The sequence below is a fragment of the Massilia timonae CCUG 45783 genome, assembly GCF_000315425.1.
Classification (GTDB): Bacteria; Pseudomonadota; Gammaproteobacteria; order Burkholderiales; family Burkholderiaceae_D; genus Telluria; species Telluria timonae.
Window position 1 is genome coordinate 848,912 of the sequence record NZ_JH992923.1, and the last position, 17,518, is coordinate 866,429.

Annotated in this window: 20 protein-coding genes; 18 read left to right on the top strand and 2 right to left on the bottom strand. The window is 67.7% G+C overall.

Going from position 1 to position 17,518, the window contains the following annotated elements; genetic code table 11:
* The first annotated feature begins 1 nt into the window (after position 1).
* The 18 genes from cydB (at position 2) to HMPREF9710_RS13800 (ending at position 15,247) form a co-directional block, all read left to right on the top strand.
* Positions 2-1,009: a cytochrome d ubiquinol oxidase subunit II gene (gene cydB, locus HMPREF9710_RS13720; RefSeq protein ID WP_005667239.1), complete on the top strand. Its 1,008-nt coding sequence runs from the start codon at positions 2-4 to the stop codon at positions 1,007-1,009.
* Positions 1,009-1,137, top strand: a complete 129-nt coding sequence (locus HMPREF9710_RS27155) for a DUF2474 domain-containing protein (RefSeq protein ID WP_005667240.1) — start codon at positions 1,009-1,011, stop codon at positions 1,135-1,137. Before cydB ends, HMPREF9710_RS27155 begins: the two co-directional genes overlap by 1 nt.
* 74 nt (positions 1,138-1,211) lie before the next feature.
* Positions 1,212-1,895: a TorD/DmsD family molecular chaperone gene (locus HMPREF9710_RS13725; RefSeq protein WP_005667242.1), complete on the top strand. Its 684-nt coding sequence runs from the start codon at positions 1,212-1,214 to the stop codon at positions 1,893-1,895.
* Positions 1,882-2,100 carry a formate dehydrogenase region TAT target gene (locus HMPREF9710_RS13730; protein WP_005667244.1) on the top strand — a complete coding sequence of 73 codons (219 nt, stop codon included), beginning with the start codon at positions 1,882-1,884 and terminating at the stop codon, positions 2,098-2,100. The genes HMPREF9710_RS13725 and HMPREF9710_RS13730 overlap by 14 nt, the downstream gene beginning before the upstream one ends.
* Positions 2,101-2,117: 17 nt before the next feature.
* Entirely contained in the window at positions 2,118-4,937 is a 2,820-nt protein-coding gene (locus HMPREF9710_RS13735; RefSeq protein WP_005667245.1) for a formate dehydrogenase subunit alpha, read from the top strand.
* A 33-nt stretch (positions 4,938-4,970) separates the two neighbouring features.
* Positions 4,971-5,642 carry a formate dehydrogenase FDH3 subunit beta gene (gene fdh3B, locus HMPREF9710_RS13740; protein ID WP_040776255.1) on the top strand — a complete coding sequence of 224 codons (672 nt, stop codon included), beginning with the start codon at positions 4,971-4,973 and terminating at the stop codon, positions 5,640-5,642.
* Entirely contained in the window at positions 5,639-5,857 is a 219-nt protein-coding gene (locus tag HMPREF9710_RS13745) for a hypothetical protein (RefSeq protein ID WP_005667249.1), read from the top strand. The genes fdh3B and HMPREF9710_RS13745 overlap by 4 nt, the downstream gene beginning before the upstream one ends.
* Before the next feature lie 9 nt (positions 5,858-5,866).
* The gene (locus HMPREF9710_RS13750) at positions 5,867-6,946 is read left to right on the top strand and encodes a formate dehydrogenase subunit gamma (RefSeq protein ID WP_005667252.1); all 1,080 of its coding nucleotides are present in this window, start codon (positions 5,867-5,869) and stop codon (positions 6,944-6,946) included.
* Between the two features lie 10 nt (positions 6,947-6,956).
* Complete coding sequence (locus tag HMPREF9710_RS13755; protein WP_005667254.1) at positions 6,957-7,397, top strand: hypothetical protein; 441 nt, start codon at positions 6,957-6,959, stop codon at positions 7,395-7,397.
* A complete protein-coding gene (locus HMPREF9710_RS13760) occupies positions 7,394-7,942 on the top strand; it encodes a hypothetical protein (RefSeq protein WP_005667256.1) in 549 nt (182 codons plus the stop codon). Before HMPREF9710_RS13755 ends, HMPREF9710_RS13760 begins: the two co-directional genes overlap by 4 nt.
* Positions 7,939-8,382 carry a DUF3305 domain-containing protein gene (locus tag HMPREF9710_RS13765; protein ID WP_005667257.1) on the top strand — a complete coding sequence of 148 codons (444 nt, stop codon included), beginning with the start codon at positions 7,939-7,941 and terminating at the stop codon, positions 8,380-8,382. Before HMPREF9710_RS13760 ends, HMPREF9710_RS13765 begins: the two co-directional genes overlap by 4 nt.
* Complete coding sequence (locus HMPREF9710_RS13770; RefSeq protein ID WP_005667259.1) at positions 8,379-8,861, top strand: DUF3306 domain-containing protein; 483 nt, start codon at positions 8,379-8,381, stop codon at positions 8,859-8,861. The genes HMPREF9710_RS13765 and HMPREF9710_RS13770 overlap by 4 nt, the downstream gene beginning before the upstream one ends.
* Positions 8,858-10,558 (top strand): 4Fe-4S binding protein, encoded by a 1,701-nt coding sequence (locus tag HMPREF9710_RS13775; protein ID WP_005667261.1) that lies wholly within the window; start codon positions 8,858-8,860, stop codon positions 10,556-10,558. Before HMPREF9710_RS13770 ends, HMPREF9710_RS13775 begins: the two co-directional genes overlap by 4 nt.
* Before the next feature lie 103 nt (positions 10,559-10,661).
* Positions 10,662-12,341 carry an AMP-binding protein gene (locus tag HMPREF9710_RS13780; RefSeq protein ID WP_005667262.1) on the top strand — a complete coding sequence of 560 codons (1,680 nt, stop codon included), beginning with the start codon at positions 10,662-10,664 and terminating at the stop codon, positions 12,339-12,341.
* Positions 12,342-12,370: 29 nt separating this feature from the next.
* Positions 12,371-12,862: a VOC family protein gene (locus HMPREF9710_RS13785; protein WP_005667264.1), complete on the top strand. Its 492-nt coding sequence runs from the start codon at positions 12,371-12,373 to the stop codon at positions 12,860-12,862.
* 87 nt (positions 12,863-12,949) lie between these two features.
* Entirely contained in the window at positions 12,950-13,468 is a 519-nt protein-coding gene (locus HMPREF9710_RS13790; RefSeq protein ID WP_005667266.1) for an SET domain-containing protein, read from the top strand.
* A gap of 48 nt (positions 13,469-13,516) precedes the next feature.
* Positions 13,517-14,713 carry a nicotinate phosphoribosyltransferase gene (gene pncB, locus HMPREF9710_RS13795; RefSeq protein WP_005667267.1) on the top strand — a complete coding sequence of 399 codons (1,197 nt, stop codon included), beginning with the start codon at positions 13,517-13,519 and terminating at the stop codon, positions 14,711-14,713.
* 111 nt (positions 14,714-14,824) lie between these two features.
* Positions 14,825-15,247, top strand: a complete 423-nt coding sequence (locus tag HMPREF9710_RS13800) for a DUF4019 domain-containing protein (protein ID WP_005667268.1) — start codon at positions 14,825-14,827, stop codon at positions 15,245-15,247.
* Here the strand turns inward: HMPREF9710_RS13800 and HMPREF9710_RS13805 are convergent.
* Both HMPREF9710_RS13805 and HMPREF9710_RS13810 read right to left on the bottom strand, forming a co-directional pair.
* On the bottom strand, positions 15,228-16,283 hold the full coding sequence (locus tag HMPREF9710_RS13805) for an L-dopachrome tautomerase-related protein (RefSeq protein WP_005667269.1): 1,056 nt from the start codon (positions 16,281-16,283) through the stop codon (positions 15,228-15,230). The two genes, HMPREF9710_RS13800 and HMPREF9710_RS13805, sit on opposite strands and share 20 nt — an antisense overlap.
* A gap of 21 nt (positions 16,284-16,304) precedes the next feature.
* The gene (locus HMPREF9710_RS13810) at positions 16,305-17,495 is read right to left on the bottom strand and encodes a DNA topoisomerase IB (RefSeq protein WP_005667270.1); all 1,191 of its coding nucleotides are present in this window, start codon (positions 17,493-17,495) and stop codon (positions 16,305-16,307) included.
* Positions 17,496-17,518: the final 23 nt, after the last annotated feature.

Here is a 17,518-nt window from a genome sequence, read left to right on the forward strand (position 1 = left end):
CATGGGCATCGACACATCCGTCATCTGGATCCTGATCATCTTTTTTTCCGTCTTCATGTACGTGCTGCTGGACGGCTTCGACCTGGGCATCGGCATGCTGTTCCCGTTCACGCCGAAGAAGCGCGACCGCGACACCATGATGAATTCGGTCGCGCCGGTGTGGGACGGCAACGAGACCTGGCTGGTGCTGGGCGGGGAGGGGCTGCTGGCGGCCTTCCCGGTGGCCTACGCGATCATCCTCTCGGGGCTCTACCTGCCGCTGATCTTCATGCTCATCGGCCTGGTGTTTCGCGGGGTGGCCTTCGAGTTCCGCTTCAAGGCCAAGGAGCACGAGCGCCACCTGTGGGACAAGGCATTCATCGGCGGCTCGGTGGCGGCGGCCTTCTTCCAGGGCGTGACCCTGGGCGGCTTTTTGGACGGCATCACGGTCTCGGGCCGCAGCTTCGCCGGCGGGCCGCTCGACTGGGTCGCGCCGTTCCCGCTGCTGGCCGGCATCGGCGTGATGATCGCCTACACCTTGCTGGGCGCCACCTGGCTGGTGATGAAGACCGAGGGCGAGCTGCAGGCGCGCATGATCCAGGTCGCGCGGCCCTTCGCCTGGCTGCTGCTGGGGGCCATCGTCGCGGTCAGCATCTGGACCCCGCTGCGCTTCGCGGCGGTGGCCGAGCGCTGGTTCACCTTCCCCAATATCGCCTTCCTGGCGCCGGTGCCGATCCTGGTCGTGCTGTGCATGGCGCTGCTGCTGCGCTCACTGGCCCGGCAGCCGTTCCGCCAGCCCTTCGTGCTGGCGCTGGCGCTGATCTTCCTCGGCTACAGCGGCATGGCGATCAGCATCTGGCCGCACGTGGTGCCGCCCGCGATCACGATCTGGGAAGCCGCCTCGCCGCCGCAGAGCCAGGGTTTCGCCCTGGTCGGCACGCTGTTCATCCTGCCCATCATCCTGATGTACACGGGGTGGTCGTACTGGGTATTCCGTGGCAAGGTCAAGCATGACGCGGGGTATCACTGATGGCGGCGCGCCGCGAATGGCTGCGCCGGCTGGGGTGGATGGCGCTGCTGTGGCTCGGTGGTGTCGTCACCCTGTCGCTCGTCGCATTTCTCATAAGAATCGTCATGCATGCCGCCGGAATGCGCTAGGCGCAACTGTGCGCGCTCAATGTGAATCGGCGTCTACACTGGCGATACAAATTGAACAACTGGAGTGATCGACAGTGTCATCTACAAGTGCGAGCACGTCCGTCAACACCGCCTTCGTCGCGGTCTCTGCGCCTGCCATGTCGCCCAGCGGCGAAGACCAGGCCAGGGCCGACCTCTACGCCTTGCTCTCGCGCCTGCTGCTGGCGGCGCCCGACGCGGCGCTGCTGGAAGCGCTTGCGTCCAGCGATCCTATTTTGGCCGAAGGCGGCGATCCGGCGCTGGAGCGTGCGTGGGAACACCTGACCGTGGCGTCCGGCGTGATGGACGCCCAGGTGGTGCACGATGAATTCAGCGCGCTGTTCGTCAGCATCGGCACGCCGCCGGTCGATCCGTATGGCTCGCGCTACCTGGCCGGCTACATGAACGACACGCCGCTGGCGCTGCTGCGCGACGACCTGGCGCGGCTTGGCCTGGCGCGCATGCGGGGCCGGGGCGAGTTCGAGGACCACCTGGGCGCGCTGTGCGAGACCATGCGCGTGCTGGTCGCCGGCGCCCCCGGCATCCGGCGCCAGCCGCTGGCGGTGCAGCGCCGGTTCTTCGAGGCCCACATCGGCGGCTGGTGCATGCGCGCGCTGGACGACATCGCCAATGCCGAGGACGCCAACTATTACCGCCTGGTCGCGCGTTTCGCGCAGGCCTTCCTGGCAATCGAGGCCGAAAGCTTCGCAGTAGGAGAGGAAACCGATGAGCAAGCATGATCGACAGACGCCGGGCCAGCCCGACCCGGCGCGGCGCGGCTTCCTGAAGGCCGCTCCACTGGGCGCGCTGGTGGTGGCCGCTGCCGCCGCCCCGGCCAGCGCGGCGCCTGAGGCCGCACCGGCCGCGCCGGACCCCAAGGTCAAGCGCGGCTACCACGAGACGGATCACATCCGCCGCTACTACGCCACCGCCGCCTACTGGTAGGCAAGCAGAGGAATCCCATGTCACTGGTCAAGTCTACGCGCGACAGCGCCCTGAAACGGCGCCGCTTCCTGGTCGGGGCCGGCGTTGCCGCCGGCGCCGGCGCCCTGGCGCGCCACCTGCCGCTGAACGTGATCGAGCCGGCCCAGGCCGACCCGGTGCCGAACACCCCGGTGCCCACCGAAGTCAAACGCACCGTGTGCAGTCACTGCTCGGTCGGCTGTTCGGTGGACGCGGTGGTCGCCAACGGCGTCTGGGTGCGGCAGGAGGCCGCCTTCGATTCGCCCATCAATATGGGCGCCCACTGCGCCAAGGGCGCATCGGTGCGCGAGCACGCCTTCGGCGAGCACCGCCTGCGCTATCCGATGAAGCTGGTGAACGGCAAATACCAGCGCATCTCCTGGGACCAGGCGATCGACGAGATCGGCGACAAGCTGCTGCACTTGCGCAAGGAAGCCGGCCCGGATGCGCTGATGCTGATCGGCAGCTCCAAGCACAATAACGAGCAAGCCTATTTGCTGCGCAAGTTCATGTCGTTCTGGGGCTCGAACAACTGCGACCACCAGGCCCGCATCTGTCACTCGACCACCGTCGCCGGCGTGGCCCAGACCTTCGGCTACGGGGCGATGACGAACTCGTTCAATGACCTGCACTACAGCAAGGCGGTGCTGTTCATCGGCTCCAACCCGGCCGAGGCCCACCCGATCTCGATGCTGCACTTCCTGCACGCCAAGGAGCTGGGCGCCAAGATGATCGTCATCGATCCGCGCTTCACCCGCACGGCGCGCTTTGCCGACCACTACGTGCGCGTGCGGCCGGGCACCGACATCCCGCTGGTGTGGGGCATCCTGTGGCACATCTTCAATAACGGCTGGGAAGACAAGAAATTCATCGAAGAGCGCACCTGGGGCATGGACGACGTGCGCGCCGAAGTCATGAAATGGACGCCCGACAAGGTGTCGGACGTGACCGGCGTGCCGGAATCGGCGGTGCGCCTGGCGGCCGAGATGCTGGCGACCAACCGTCCCTCGTCCGTGGTCTGGTGCATGGGCATCACCCAGCACCACGTCGGCACCGCCAATGTGCGCGCGCTGTCGATCCTGCAGCTGGTGCTGGGAAATATCGGCATTCCCGGCGGCGGCGCCAACATCTACCGCGGCCACGATAACGTGCAGGGCGCGACCGACGTCGGCCCCAACGGCGATTCGCTGCCCGGCTACTACGGCCTGGCCGAAGGCGCCTGGAAGCACTTCGCCAACGTCTGGGGCGTCGACTACGAATGGATCAAGTCGCGCTTCGGCTCCAAGGAACTGATGGAAAAGCCCGGCATCACGGTGTCGCGCTGGTTCGATGCGGTCAACGAAGAAAACCAGTTCATCGACCAGCCGAGCAATCTGCGCGCCGTGTTCTACTGGGGCCACGCGCCGAACAGCCAGACCCGCCTGCCGGACATGAAGGCGGCGATGCAAAAGCTCGACATGATGGTGGTGATCGATCCCTATCCGAGCATGACGGCGGCGATGCATGGCCGCACCGACGGCGTCTACCTGCTGCCGGCCGCCTCGCAGTTCGAGACCCAGGGTTCGTGCACGGCCTCGAACCGCTCGATCCAGTGGCGCGAGCGGGTCATCCAGCCGCTGTTCGAATGCAAGACCGACCACGAGATCATGTACCTGTTCGCGCGAAAACTCGGCTTCGCCGAGGAACTGTGCAAGAACATCAAGGTGGTGCACAACGAGCCGGTGGTCGAGGATATCCTGCGCGAGATCAACCGCTCGTGTTGGACCATCGGCTACACGGGCTGCTCGCCCGAGCGGCTCAAGCTGCACATGGAAAACAAGCACACGTTCAACCCGACCACCCTGCGCGCCGATTCCGGCCCGTGCAAGGGCGACTACTACGGCTTGCCGTGGCCATGCTGGGGCACGCCGGAGATGAAGCATCCGGGCACGCCGATCCTGTATGACCTGAGCAAGAGCGTGGCCGAGGGCGGACTGCCGTTCCGCGCCAACTGGGGCGTCGAGCACAATGGATCGAGCCTGCTGGCGGCCGACGGCTCGACCAACAAGAACAGCGAGCTGGACTTCGGCTACCCCGAGTTCGACCACGTGTTCCTGAAAAAACTGGGCTGGTGGGCCGAGCTGACCCCGGCCGAGCAGGCCATGGCCGAGGGCAAGAACTGGAAGACCGACCTGTCGGGCGGCATCATCCGGGTCGTCATCGCCCACGGCTGCGCGCCGTACGGCAATGCGCGGGCGCGCTGCAACGTCTGGAACTTCCCCGATCCGGTGCCGGTCCACCGCGAACCGCTGGCTTCGCCACGACGCGACCTGGTGGCCAAGTACCCGACCTATGACGACAAGGCCAATCACTGGCGCCTGCCGACATTGTACAAATCGGTGCAGGCGGTCGACTATTCGAAAGACTTTCCGCTGATCATGACCTCGGGCCGCCTGGTCGAGTACGAGGGCGGCGGCGAGGAAACCCGGTCCAACCCCTGGCTGGCCGAGCTGCAGCAAAACATGTTCGTCGAGATCAATCCGCGCGACGCGGTCCAGATCGGCGCCAAGCTCGGCGAATACGTGTGGCTCGAGACCCCGACCGGCGCGCGCCTGAAGATGATGGCGATGGTCACCGAGCGGGTGCCAGTGGGCCTGGTGTGGGCGCCGTTCCACTTCGGCGGCTGGTGGATGGGCGAGGACCTGGAACGGCACTATCCCGAGCATGGGGCGCCGATCGTGCGCGGCGAAGCCATCAACACCGGCTGGACCTACGGCTACGACGCCGTGACCATGATGCAGGAAACCAAGGTGTCGCTGTGCCGCGTGGTGCGCGCCTGACGAGCCGACAGGAGACTGACTATGCCAGCAAGAATGAAGTTTATCTGCGACACGGAGCGCTGCATCGACTGCAACGGCTGCGTGACCGCCTGCAAGAACGAGCACGAACTGGCCTGGGGCATCAACCGGCGCCGCGTGGTGACGATCAACGACGGCATCCCGGGCGAGCGTTCGGTGTCGGTCGCCTGCATGCACTGCACCGACGCGCCGTGCCTGGCCGTGTGCCCGACCAACTGCATCTACCACACCGAGGACGGCATCGTCCTGCACAGCAAGGACCAGTGCATCGGCTGCGGCTACTGCTATTACGCCTGCCCGTTCGGCGCGCCGCAATTCCCCGAGACCGGCCTGTTCAACCACCGCGGCAAGATGGACAAGTGCACCTTCTGCGCCGGCGGCCCGGAACCGGACACCTCGGAAGCCGAGTTCAAGAAATACGGCCGCAACCGCATCGCCGAAGGCAAGCTGCCGGCCTGCGCCGAGCAGTGCGGCACCAAGGCGCTCCTGGGCGGGGACGCCAACGTCATCGCCGACATCTATCGCCAGCGGGTCGAGACGCGCGGCTACGGCCCGCAGCTGTGGGGCTGGAAGATCGCCTACGGCAGGCCGAAACGCGGTGGCCAGTACAAGGCCGAGGGCGACTCGCCGCGCGTCAACCAGGACGTGCGCGATTCGCAGAACCATGCGGGGAGGTTCCCGACATGAAGCTCCTCAAAGCATGCGCGCTGATCCTGCCGGCAGTGCTGCTGGCCGGCTGCCTCGAAGTGGACCAGCACCCGCCATGGCTCAAGGGCGAGTACGCCGGCAAGCCGGACGACCGCCATTACCAGCGCCGCTTCCACAACGACCGGCTGGCCTGGTGGGCCACGGTCGAGAACCGCAACGGCAAGCAGAACGAATACAACCGGGCCAATCCCTGAGGAGACGACATGCGAGCGAATCTGAATGTGTTGCGCGCGATGCTGCTCCTGGTGGCGACGCTGGCGCTGTCCAGCAGCTGGGCCGGCGTCAAGAACGAGCGCGCCACGCCGGCCTATGCCGAAGAACAGACCATGCTGCAGATCGAGGCCGATTCAGTGGTGCCCGACCCCGGCCTGCTGCAATCCGAATCGGGCCGCGTGCACATGGACCGCCACTACCTGGGCCAGTACGGCAGCAAGGAGGGCAACGTCATCGTCCAGCGCGGCGGCAATACCTGGCGCCACCTGCGCAACGGGCCGCTGGCGACCATCGCCGGCTTCATCCTGCTGGCGGTGCCGCTGGCGATCTTCGTGTTCTACCGGACCATCGGCCCGGCCAACCAGGTGGCCGAGGCAGGGCGCAAGATGCAGCGCTTCAACCGCTGGGAGCGCCAGGTGCACTGGGCCACGGCCTTCAGTTTCATCGCCCTCGGCATCACCGGCATCATCATCATGTACGGCAAGAAGATCATGCTGCCGTGGATGGGGCACGACCTGTTCTCCTGGGTGGCGATCATCTCGAAATACCTGCACAACTTCGTCGGGCCGCTGTTCATCCTGTGCTCGATCCTGATGTTCTTCACCTTCTTGAAGCGCAACTTCTACAACCGCGCCGACTGGCAATGGGTCAAGCAGGGCGGGGGGCTGATCAGCCACAAGCACGTTCCGGCCGGCTTCTTCAATGCGGGCGAAAAGACCTGGTTTTGGGGTGGTGTCGCGTTGCTGGGCCTGATCATGTCGGTCACCGGCCTGGTGCTCGACTTCGCCGTCGGCCAGACCCGCTACGTGATGCAGGTGGCGAACGTCCTGCATGTGGGCGCGGCGGCGATGTACATGGCGGCCGCCATGGGCCACGCCTACATCGGCACCTGGGGCACGCCCGGCGCCTATGAGGCGATGCGCTACGGCACGGTGGACGAGAACTGGGCCAAGGCCCACCACCAGCTGTGGTACGAGCAGATGAAGACGGGCGTGCCGCCCGGCATGGACAAGGACGGCAAGATGGTGCCGGGCCCTGGCGGCCAGCCCCGACCCGGCCCGGCGCACTGAGGAAATAGCGATGAAACGACGCATTGCATCGACGATCGGCGCCATGGCCCTGGCGACCGTCTTGCTCCCCGCCTGCGACCGCGGCCAGACGCCCGCCGCCAACGGCGTGATCCAGACCAAATACCCCGGACAGGTGTCGTCCGGCGGCATGACCAGCGGCCAGCTCATGGCGCGCACGGCGCGGCCGGAAACCGACGCCACCTATGCCGGCGGCACGCCGGGCATCGCCGGCGGCGCGGGCGGCAATACCAGCGGCGCCGAGACCGGCGGCGAGACCCGGGAAACCGGCCAGGGGCCGTCGAGCGGCGTCACCCAGCCGTCCAGCGCCGGGCGTCCAGGCAGCGAGCTGCCGTCGGGCGAGAACCGCCCCGTCGCGCCGGCGCCGGGAAGCACCGAAGCCCCGGCGGCCAACAATGCGGCGCCGCAGGGACAATCAGGAGGAACGCGATGACGATCAGGCGATTGCAATGCGTGCTGGCGCTGGCGTCCGGCCTGGCCGGCGCATCGTGGGCGGCCCTGCCGCCGCCATCGCCGGCCCAGGCCCAGGCCGCGGCGGCGAAAAAGGCCGAGGCCGACGCCAGGGCGGCCAAGGAAAAGGAAGCGTTGAACGCGTCGATGGACCGGATCAGCGGCCAGTGGCGCCAGCGCGCCGCGCAGGAGGGCTGGACCATCAAGCCGCCGCCGCCCGTGAGCGGGCCGACGGGTGTCGCCGCCTCCGATCCGACCCAGGCCAGCGCCGGGGTGCCGTCGCCCGCGCCGGCCGGCGGCGCTCCTGGCACGGCGGGCTCGGCGCCCGCCACCGGCGCCGCGCCGCTCAGCGCGCGCGCCCTGCATGCGGCCAATGTGCCGGTCAAGAGCGAGAAGCTGGGCACGGCGCGTCCGAGCGAGGACGTCAAGCAGGGCCCGACCCGCGCCGAACCGGCCGGCACGGCGCCGACGGTGAACAAGAAAGGCGTGCCTGAAAACGCGCCCGAACAAATGAAGGCAGAGCGATGAAAATGGGAAGCATGCCGGTCGCCATCATCATGCAGCGGCGCGCGGTGCGGCACCGCTGGGGCGATATGGACAGCTGGGCCGCGGTGGGCGTGGTGCCGGACCGCGGCGAGCTGCCGCGCCTGTCGGTGCTGAGCGAAAGCGCCGAGCGCGACTACTACCTGGTCTCGGGCCTCGAGCTGGAACTGTACACCGACGAGCACGAGGGCTATTACGAGAACGTCATGGCGCCGGAATCGAAGGTGTTCGTGCTGTGGCGCATGGAAGACGGCCGCGCGATGCCGGCGCGCGCCTCGGTCAGCTACGTCGAGGGCACGCGCATGTTCGATTCGGGCGAGTCGGCCGACGGCGTGACCATGCCGGCCGAGATCTACAGCTGGGTCGCGGGCTACCTGCGCGAGCATTTCACGCCGCGCCCGCGCAAGGGAAGGCAGCACGGATGAGCGCTGACGCCGTGGCCGAGGAAGGATTCCTGCGCCGCTGGTCGCGCCTGAAGGCGGCGCCCGAGCCGGTGCAGGAAGTCGCGCCGGCGCCGCTACCTGCCGCCGCGCCGCCGCCACCGGTGCAGGAGGATCAGCGGGCGCTGCCGACCCTGGACGACGTGGCCCGGCTGACGCCGGAATCCGATTACTCGGCCTTCGTCGCCAAGGGCGTCGACAAGGCCGTGCAGCGCATGGCGCTCAAAAAACTGTTCGCCGATCCGAACTTCGCGGTGATGGATGGCCTGGACATCTATATCGCCGACTACAACAAGGCCGCGCCGCTCACCGACGCCATGCTGGCTTCGCTCAGGCACGCTCCCGGCGTGCTGAATCGCCTGCTGGGCGAGGACGAGGACAAGCAGGGCGAGGCGCAGGCACGGCGCGACGACGACCCGGCAGCCGACGGCCAGCCGGGCACGCCAACACAAGGGAACACATGAACATCCGATTCAACGACGGGGCGGCTTCCGACCCCGTCCAGGACGGCCGCGACGCGGCCGCCCGCGTGGCCGCGCTGCAGGCCGCGCGCGACTTTCCCGACTTCGAGGCGGCCGTCACGGTCGACTACCGCTCGCACGGGCGCACGCTGGTGGTGGGCAGCGCGTGTGACGCGCTGCCGCTGGCCGACCGGCTGGCCGGCGCGCTGGCGGTCACCGTGCTGCTGCTGGACGAGCCGGATGCGTCGGACCGCCCGCAGCCACGCCTGTATCCGGTGCACAGGGCGCAGACGGTGGCGGTGGCCGGCTGGCTGGGCGCCTTCGAGGCGCGCTGGCGCGCGGCCGGCCAGCCAGTGGGCGAGGGCCGGTTCGACCTGGTGCTCGACCTGTGCCCGGCGCGCCTGATCGCCAGCCACCAGCGCCCGCACGGCTACTACGCGCCCGGCGATGGCGAGGCGGCGCGCATGAAAGCGGTCGAGGCCCTGGAGGGCATGGTCGGCGACTTCGAGAAGCCGAAATACTTCAGCTACAAGGAGCGCATCTGCGCCCATGGCCGCAACGGCATCCACGCCTGCAGCGCCTGCGTCGACATCTGCTCGGCGAAGGCGATCGTGAGCGACGGCGACCGGGTCAAGGTCAACCCGTATCTGTGCGCCGGCTGCGGCGCCTGCGGCACCGTGTGCCCGACCGGCGCCATGAGCTATGCCTATCCGCCGGCGCCGTTCACCGGCAAGCGCATCCAGACCGCCTTGCGCGCCTTCCGCGAGGCCGGCGGCGCGCAGCCGGTGCTGCTGCTGCACGACGCGCAGGGGCTGGACGTCATCGAACGCCTCGGCGACAGCGTTCCGGGCCGCATCCTGCCGTTCTCGCTGCACCACGTCGCATCGACCGGCATCGACGTCTGGCTGGCGGCGCTGGCCTACGGCGCGGCCGGCGTCGCCGTGCTGACCACGGGCGAGGAAGCCCCGCAATACGTGCAGGCGCTGGGCGAGCAGATGCGCATCGCCCAGGCCGTGCTCGACGGCCTGGGGTATGCCGGGCCGCACTTCCAGTTGCTGCAACTGGCTGGCGGGCCACAAGCGTCACCGTTGGAGGCGGCCCAGGAACTGGCGCTGGCCCTGCGCCATGCGCCGCGCGGCGATACGCCATCGGCGCCGGCGGTGTTCCACCTGGCCGCGGACAAGCGCAACACCCTGGACTATGCCCTCGACCACCTGCACCGGCATGCGCCGCAGCAGCCGTCGCACATCGGCCTGCCCGACAAGGCGCCGTTCGGCGCGCTGGCCATCGACCGTCAGGCCTGCAGCCTGTGCATGTCCTGCGTCGGCGTCTGCCCGGCCAATGCGCTGCAGGACGGGCAGGGCGCGCCGCAGCTGCGCTTCATCGAAAAGAACTGCGTCCAGTGCGGCCTGTGCGCCAACACCTGTCCCGAGAACGCGATCGCGCTGATGCCGCGCATCTCGTTCGCGCCCGAGCGCATGGCGGCGGTGGTGCTGAACGAATCGCAGCCCTTCCACTGCATCCGCTGCAGCAAGCCGTTCGGCACGCTGCAAATGGTCGAGAACATGCTCGGGCGCCTGGGTTCCCACCCGGCGTTCGCGGCCAACCTCGATCGCCTGCGCATGTGCGGCGACTGCCGCGTGATCGACATGATGGCGCCGGCCGACGAGATGCAGGTGACGCCGCTGCGGCGCAACTGAAGCGTCAGGCGTCACCACGGGCCGAATCGGTGGCAGAATGGTCGCAAGGCGGGAGCGTCACGCATCCCGCCATCCACATGGCATAGCGACCAGGAGACACCCCATGACGCCAACCCAGCGCTTCGTGCAGGCGCGCGACTTCCTCCAGCGGCACCGGCTCGACTACGACACCGCCTACCGCGATTTCAAGCAGCCCGCGCTCGACCGCTTCAACTGGGCGCTCGACTTCTTCGACCATCAGGCGCGGGACAATCACGCTCCCGCCCTGTGGGTGGTCGAGGAAGACGGCAGCGAACGCAGGATCTCCTTCGCCGACATGGCCGCGCGCTCGAGCCAGGTGGCCGAATACCTGCGCAATCTCGGGGTGCGGCGCGGCGAGCGGGTGCTGCTGATGCTGCCGAACCGGGTCGAGCTGTGGGAAATCATGCTGGCCGGGATCAAGCTGGGCGCCGTGCTGGTGCCGACCACGATGGCGCTGGCGGGCGACGACCTGGCCGACCGCCTGGAGCGCGGACAAGTCAAACACGTGATTGCCCAGGCCAGCGAAGCCGGTAAGTTCGAGGCGCTCGCCGGCAACTACACCCGGATCGCCGTCGGCGGCGGGCCGGCAGGCTGGCACGACTACGCGGACAGCGAGAACGTGGCCAGCGTGTTCGTCCCCGAAGGCGAGACGCGCGCCACCGACCCGCTGCTGCTGTACTTCACCTCCGGCACCACGGCGAAGCCGAAGCTGGTGCTGCACACCCACCAGAGCTATCCGGTCGGCCACCTGTCGACCATGTACTGGATCGGCCTGCAGCCGGGCGACGTCCACTGGAACATCAGCGCGCCCGGCTGGGCCAAGCATGCCTGGAGCTGCTTCTTCGCGCCCTGGAACGCGGGCGCCACGGTATTCGTGTTCAATTTCGAACGCTTCAGCAGCCGCGCGGTGCTCGACACGCTGGTGCGCTGCGGCGTGACCTCGCTGTGCGCGCCGCCAACCGCCTGGCGCATGCTGATCAAGGAAGACCTGGCCGCCTGGAAGCCCGTGCTACGCGAACTGGTCGGCGCCGGCGAACCGCTCAATCCCGAAGTGATCGAGCAGGTCGAGCGCGCCTGGGGCATCCGCATCCGCGACGGCTTCGGCCAGTCCGAGTCGAGTTGCCAGATCGGGAATTCGCCGGGCCAGCCGATCAAGCCGGGCTCGATGGGCCGTCCGCTGCCGGGCTACCGCATCGCGCTGCTCGACCTCGACGACCGGCCGGCGGCGGAGGGCGAGATCTCGGTGGAACTTGCGTCGAACCCGATCGGTCTCATGGTCGGCTACGAAGGCAACGAGGAAAAGACGCGGGAGGTGATGCGGGCCGGCTACTACCATACGGGAGACACGGCGAGCGTGGACGGCGACGGCTATTATTTCTATGTCGGCCGCAACGACGACGTGTTCAAGTCGTCCGACTACCGCATCAGCCCGTTCGAGCTCGAGAGCGTGCTGATCGAGCACGAGAGCGTGCTGGAGGCGGCCATCGTGCCCAGTCCCGACCCATTGCGGCTGGCCGTGCCGAAGGCCTTCGTGACCCTGCGCGCCGGGGTCGAGCCGAGCCGCGAGATGGCCGCCGCGCTGTTCGCCTTTAGTCGCGAACGCCTGGCGCCGTACAAGCGGATCCGGCGCATCGCCTTCCGCGAGCTGCCCAAGACCATCTCGGGCAAGATCCGGCGCGTCGAGCTGCGCCGCGAGGAAGCCGGGCGCGAGGCCGGGGCCGCAGACACGGTCGAGTACCGCGCCGAGGATTTCCCCGGCTAGCCCTACGTAACGCCTGACAGGAGAACGACATGCAACTGCACGCGCCGATCCAGCCCTGCCTGTGGTTCGACACCCAGGCCGAGGAAGCGGTCAAGCACTATATCTCGATCTTCCCCGACTCGCGCATCACGCACGTGTCGCACTACAGCGCGGCCGGCCAGGACGTGCACCGCATGACGCCGGGCAGCGTGATGGCGGTGCAGTTCGAGGTCGACGGCCAGCCCTGCATCGCCATGAACGGCGGGCCGCTGTTCCACTTCACTGAAGCGGTCTCGTTCATGGTGATGTGCGACAGCCAGGAGCAGATCGACTATTACTGGGAACGCCTGGGAGAGGGCGGAGACGAGGCGGCGCGCCAGTGCGGCTGGCTGAAGGACAGGTTCGGGCTGTCGTGGCAGGTGACGCCGACCGAGATCATGTCCTGGATGGCCGGTCCGCAAGCCGACGCCGTCATGACGGCGCTGCTGCCGATGAAGAAGATCGACGTCGCCGCCTTGCGCGCCGCGGCCGGACTTTCCTGATGAAGCGTGCGGGCAATGCGCGGCGATTGCCGCCATAATGGATGCATTCCTTCAATCGTCCGCTTCAATCTTCCATTCGGCAACCAGATGACCAACAAGAAAAGCGCCGCCAAGGGCGGCAGCAAACCCGCCGACACCGACCCGATGGTCGAGGTGCGCCAGTCGCCCGTCCACGGCAACGGCGTCTTCGCACTGCGCCCGATCGCCGCCGGCGACCGCATCATCGAGTACAAGGGCCAGCGCATCAGCTGGGACAAGGCGACCCGGCGCGCCGAGAAGGCGGGCGGGCCGATCAACCATACCTTCTATTTCAGCCTGGCCGATGGCCGCGTGATCGACGGTGGCCGCGACGGCAACGACGCGCGCTGGATCAACCACGCCTGCACGCCCAACTGCGAAGCCTTCGAGGACGACGGCAAGGTCTATATCCACGCCATGCAGGACATCGAAGCCGGCGAAGAGCTGAACTACAATTACGCGCTGATCTACGACGAGCGCCATACGCCCAAGCTCAAGAAGCTGTTCGCCTGCCGCTGCGGCACCCCGGGTTGCACGGGCACGATGCTGGCCCCAAAGCGGGCCGCAAAGCGCCGCGCCGAGAAGTAGGCGACAATACAGCCTGCCGCGCCCGTTGCGCACATGCCTGGAGCCTTGATGAAACCCGTAGTCCGCAGCCTGCTGGAGACCGACCTTTACAAGTTCACGATGTGGCAGGCCCTGCTGCACAGCCACCCCGGCGCCACCGGGGAATACGAATTCCGCTGCCGTAACGAGCCGGCCTATCCGCTGGCCGAACTGAAGGACGACGTCGAGCGCGAGCTCGACTACCTGTGCGGCATGATGTTCACCGAGGGCGAGGTGGCCTACCTGCGCGGCCTGCGCTTCATCAAGAGCGACTTCGCCGACTTCCTCACGCTGTTCCGCTTCCAGCGCAAGTTCATCCGGGTCGACACCGACGGCCCGCACCTGACGATCCGCGCCAGCGGCCCGCTGGTGCACGTGATGGGCTTCGAGATCTTCGTGCTCTACATCGTCAACGAGCTGTACTTCCGCTGCTTCGACCAGCAGGAAGCATTGCTCGAAGCGCGGCGCCGCCTGCGCCAGAAGATCGACGAGCTGCGCGCCTTCGGCACCGAGGCGCCGCGCGCCAACCCGTTCGAGTTCTTTGATTTCGGCGTGCGCCGCCGCTATTCCGGCGAGTGGCACGACGAAGTGGTGACCACCATGGCGCGCGAGCTGCCCCAGTACTTCAAGGGCACCTCGAACGTCTACCTGGCGTACAAACTCAAGCTGACGCCGATCGGCACCATGGCCCACGAGTACCTGCAGGCCCACCAGTCCTTCGGCACCCGCCTGCGCGACTTCCAGAAGGCCGCGCTCGAGAACTGGGTGCAGGAATACCGCGGCGACCTGGGCACGGCCCTGACCGACGTGGTGGGCATGGACGCCTTTTTGGCGGACTTCGACCTGTATTTCGCCAAGCTGTTCGACGGCTTGCGCCAGGATTCGGGCGACCCGGTCGTGTGGGGCGAGAAGGCGCTGGCGCACTACGCCAAGCTGCGCATCGACGCGCGCACCAAGCGCCTGGTGTTTTCCGACGCCCTCACGGTGCCCAAGGCGCTCGAGCTGTACCGCCATTTCGCCGACCGCGTGATGACCGGCTTCGGCATCGGCACCAAGCTGACCAACGACACGCCGCACAAGCCGCTGAACATCGTCATGAAGCTGGTGCGCTGCAACGGCCAGCCGGTGGCCAAGCTGTCCGACACCAAGGGCAAGTCGCAGAGCACGGACGAGACCTTCATCGCCTATCTGCGCCAGGTGTTCAACAAGTACGATTCTGGCGACTGAGGGGGGCTGAGGGGCGACTTAGGGGCAACTGAACCGCGAAATTGTGTGAGTATGTGCGGCGCCGGAACGCGCTATGCTGTCGGTTTTCGATCCTTCCAGACGGAGTCCGCCATGAAGCAGCTCGCACCGATCGCCCTCGCCATGATGTTCGCCATGCCCGTCGCCGCCGTGCATGCGCAGGAAACCGAGCACACCAAGGCCGGCGTGGCCGCCGCCGGGCAGTGGCTCGAGCTCGCCGATGCGGGCAAGGCCGCCGAAAGCTGGAACGCCGCCGGCACGGTATTTCGCAGCGCCGTCACCGCGGAGCAATGGAACGGCATGCTGGCGGGCGCCCGCGCGCCGCTGGGCGAACTGAAGTCGCGCACCCTGGCCAACGCGCGCCATACCCGCACGCTGCCCGGCGCACCGGAAGCCGACTATGTGGTGATCCAGTACGGCGCCGTGTACGCCAACCGTCCGGGCGTGACCGAAACCGTGGTCACCTCGCGCGAGGCGGACGGCGGCTGGAAGGTCATCACGTACCTGATTCAATAAGCTTCCACAACTCGGTCGGCAGCGCCGCCGGCGCGTCCGGCTTGAAGAAGGCCGAGTCCTGGATGTGCGAGGTCGTCACGTAGACGGTGCCGTCCGGCCCCTGGCTGAAGGTGTCGGGCCAGCGCAGGCGTTCGTCCTGCACCACCACCCGGACCTCGGCCTGCGGTCCCCGGTCGAGGTCGCGCATCTTGATCGCATCGTCCTGCACCGAGGTCAGGAACATGCGTTTGCTGCCGCGGTCGAACAGCAGGCCGTCGTTGACGCCGTTGTGGCCATACTCCTCGACCGCATCGCCCACGTCCTCGCCCTGCAGGCCGCGTTCGATCAGCGCTTGCGTGGGGATGCGGTACAGGGTGTCGCCCTTGATCGCCTGCCAGTACAGCCAGGCGCCGTCGCCAGAGAGTTCGATGCCGTCGGCCGAGAACTCGACCCCGCGCCCGTCCGGCCGGCGCAGCACCTCGCCGTCGGCCTTCACGTTCAATCCCTTCTTCATCTGGGTCGACGGGTGGCCGTCGAGCAGGCGCACCGTCTTGTCCTGCCCGAGGTCGACCACCAGGATGGCGCCGACCACGCCCGAGTCGGTGATGTAGGCGTACTTGCCGTCGTTCGAGAAGCGCACGTCGTTCAGGTAGGAGCCCTGCGGCGCGGCGTCTTCGTCGAAGGCAATCGTGCGCACGACCTTGTCGCTCGCCAGGTCGACCTGCACCAGTTTGGCGCCGCCGGACACCAGGTGCGCCTGGGCCGGCGCCGCCGGGTCGAGCACCCACAGATTGCCGCGGCCGTCGGCGACCACGCTCTGCACGCACACCCAGTGGTCGTGCGGCGTCACCTCGTCCTTGCGCGCGTTGCGCCAGGCGTTCCATTCCTGGTCCGGGTAGGGGCGCAGCGAACCATCCGGTTTCAGCTCGGCCACCGAGATGGCGTTGTCCTCGGTCCAGCGCGGGAAGTTGACGAAGATGCGCTTGTCCTCGGACACCGAGACGCCGGTGACCTGGTGCTCGAAACGGGCGACGAGTTCGATCTTGTATGCGGTCATGCCAGTCCTTTCGTGATGCGCTCAAGCCGCCGCGCGGGCGGCCGGGCGCGATGGTTTGCGGGTCGCGGCCTTCGCCGGCGCAGGCTTCTTGCGTGGCGCCGGGGGCTTCGGAAGGTTTTGCAACTGAGCTTGCTCGTGGCGCAGGCGCTGCTGCAGCATGGTCAGCACCGCCGCTTCTTCCGGCTGCAGGGCGTGCAGGTCTTCCTGCAGCTTTTCTTCGGTGCGTTCGCGCAGCACCTCGAGCGCGGCGCCGTCGAGATAGGCATCCAGCACGGCAGGGTGCACGTAGCACTTGCGGCAGATCGACGGCGTATTGCCGAGCTTTTCGGCCACCGATTCGATCGCGCGCACGATGTTCTTCTTGGCCTGGGCCTCGGAATCGAACTTCTCGAACTCCTGCAGGGCCAGCGCCGCCAGCACGGTGCCCGACCAGGTGCGGAAATCCTTGGCCGTGTAGTCTTCGCCGCTGATGGCGCGCAGGTAGTCGTTGACGTCGCTCGAATCGATGGCGTGGGTCTCGCCATCCTCGTCCACGTACTGGAACAGTTCCTGGCCCGGCAGGTCGCGCGAGCGCGCGACGATGCGCGCCAGGCGCCGGTCGTGCACCTTGACCTTGTGATAGACCCCGCTCTTGCCGCGGAAGCTGAACTCGACGTCGCTGCCGTCGACCCTGGCGTGGCGGTTGCGCAGCGTCGTCAGCCCGAACGACTTGTTGGTGCGCGCGTATTCCTCGTTACCGACACGCATCATGGTCGCTTCGAGCAGGTAGACGATGGTGGCCAGCACTTTCTCGCGCGGCAGGCCGGGCAGGCGCAGGGCGCGGTCGACCTCGGCGCGGATGGCCGGCAGCGCCTGGCCGAACTTGAGCATGCGCTCGTACTTGACCTCGTCGCGCGCCTCGCGCCACCTGGGGTGGTAGCGGTATTGCTTGCGGCCGCGGGCATCGCGCCCGGTAGCTTGCAGGTGGCCGTTGGCCTGGGGGCAGATCCAGACTTCAGTCCAGGCGGGCGGCACGACCAGGCTCTTGATGCGTGCCAGCATCGCTTCGTCCGTCACCGGCTCGCCGCGGGCGTCGAGATAGCGAAAACCGTCCTTGACGGCTTCGCGCCGGATGCCGGGCCGGTCGTCATGGACGTAACGCAGGCCGGCCGCGCGCGCGGCGGCGGGTGGATCGCTGGGGACGGCATCGGCGTCGGGTTTTTCGCTGGGCATGGCAGGGTCGCTGGAAGGTGGAT

Coding starts and splice junctions, on each gene's coding strand:
- cydB (WP_005667239.1), top strand. CDS start 2: ATGGGCATCGACACATCCGTCATCTGGATCCTGATCATCTTTTTTTCC.
- HMPREF9710_RS27155 (WP_005667240.1), top strand. CDS start 1,009: ATGGCGGCGCGCCGCGAATGGCTGCGCCGGCTGGGGTGGATGGCGCTG.
- HMPREF9710_RS13730 (WP_005667244.1), top strand. CDS start 1,882: ATGAGCAAGCATGATCGACAGACGCCGGGCCAGCCCGACCCGGCGCGG.
- HMPREF9710_RS13735 (WP_005667245.1), top strand. CDS start 2,118: ATGTCACTGGTCAAGTCTACGCGCGACAGCGCCCTGAAACGGCGCCGC.
- fdh3B (WP_040776255.1), top strand. CDS start 4,971: ATGAAGTTTATCTGCGACACGGAGCGCTGCATCGACTGCAACGGCTGC.
- HMPREF9710_RS13745 (WP_005667249.1), top strand. CDS start 5,639: ATGAAGCTCCTCAAAGCATGCGCGCTGATCCTGCCGGCAGTGCTGCTG.
- HMPREF9710_RS13750 (WP_005667252.1), top strand. CDS start 5,867: ATGCGAGCGAATCTGAATGTGTTGCGCGCGATGCTGCTCCTGGTGGCG.
- HMPREF9710_RS13755 (WP_005667254.1), top strand. CDS start 6,957: ATGAAACGACGCATTGCATCGACGATCGGCGCCATGGCCCTGGCGACC.
- HMPREF9710_RS13760 (WP_005667256.1), top strand. CDS start 7,394: ATGACGATCAGGCGATTGCAATGCGTGCTGGCGCTGGCGTCCGGCCTG.
- HMPREF9710_RS13765 (WP_005667257.1), top strand. CDS start 7,939: ATGAAAATGGGAAGCATGCCGGTCGCCATCATCATGCAGCGGCGCGCG.
- HMPREF9710_RS13770 (WP_005667259.1), top strand. CDS start 8,379: ATGAGCGCTGACGCCGTGGCCGAGGAAGGATTCCTGCGCCGCTGGTCG.
- HMPREF9710_RS13775 (WP_005667261.1), top strand. CDS start 8,858: ATGAACATCCGATTCAACGACGGGGCGGCTTCCGACCCCGTCCAGGAC.
- HMPREF9710_RS13780 (WP_005667262.1), top strand. CDS start 10,662: ATGACGCCAACCCAGCGCTTCGTGCAGGCGCGCGACTTCCTCCAGCGG.
- HMPREF9710_RS13785 (WP_005667264.1), top strand. CDS start 12,371: ATGCAACTGCACGCGCCGATCCAGCCCTGCCTGTGGTTCGACACCCAG.
- HMPREF9710_RS13790 (WP_005667266.1), top strand. CDS start 12,950: ATGACCAACAAGAAAAGCGCCGCCAAGGGCGGCAGCAAACCCGCCGAC.
- pncB (WP_005667267.1), top strand. CDS start 13,517: ATGAAACCCGTAGTCCGCAGCCTGCTGGAGACCGACCTTTACAAGTTC.
- HMPREF9710_RS13800 (WP_005667268.1), top strand. CDS start 14,825: ATGAAGCAGCTCGCACCGATCGCCCTCGCCATGATGTTCGCCATGCCC.
- HMPREF9710_RS13805 (WP_005667269.1), bottom strand. CDS start 16,283: ATGACCGCATACAAGATCGAACTCGTCGCCCGTTTCGAGCACCAGGTC.
- HMPREF9710_RS13810 (WP_005667270.1), bottom strand. CDS start 17,495: ATGCCCAGCGAAAAACCCGACGCCGATGCCGTCCCCAGCGATCCACCC.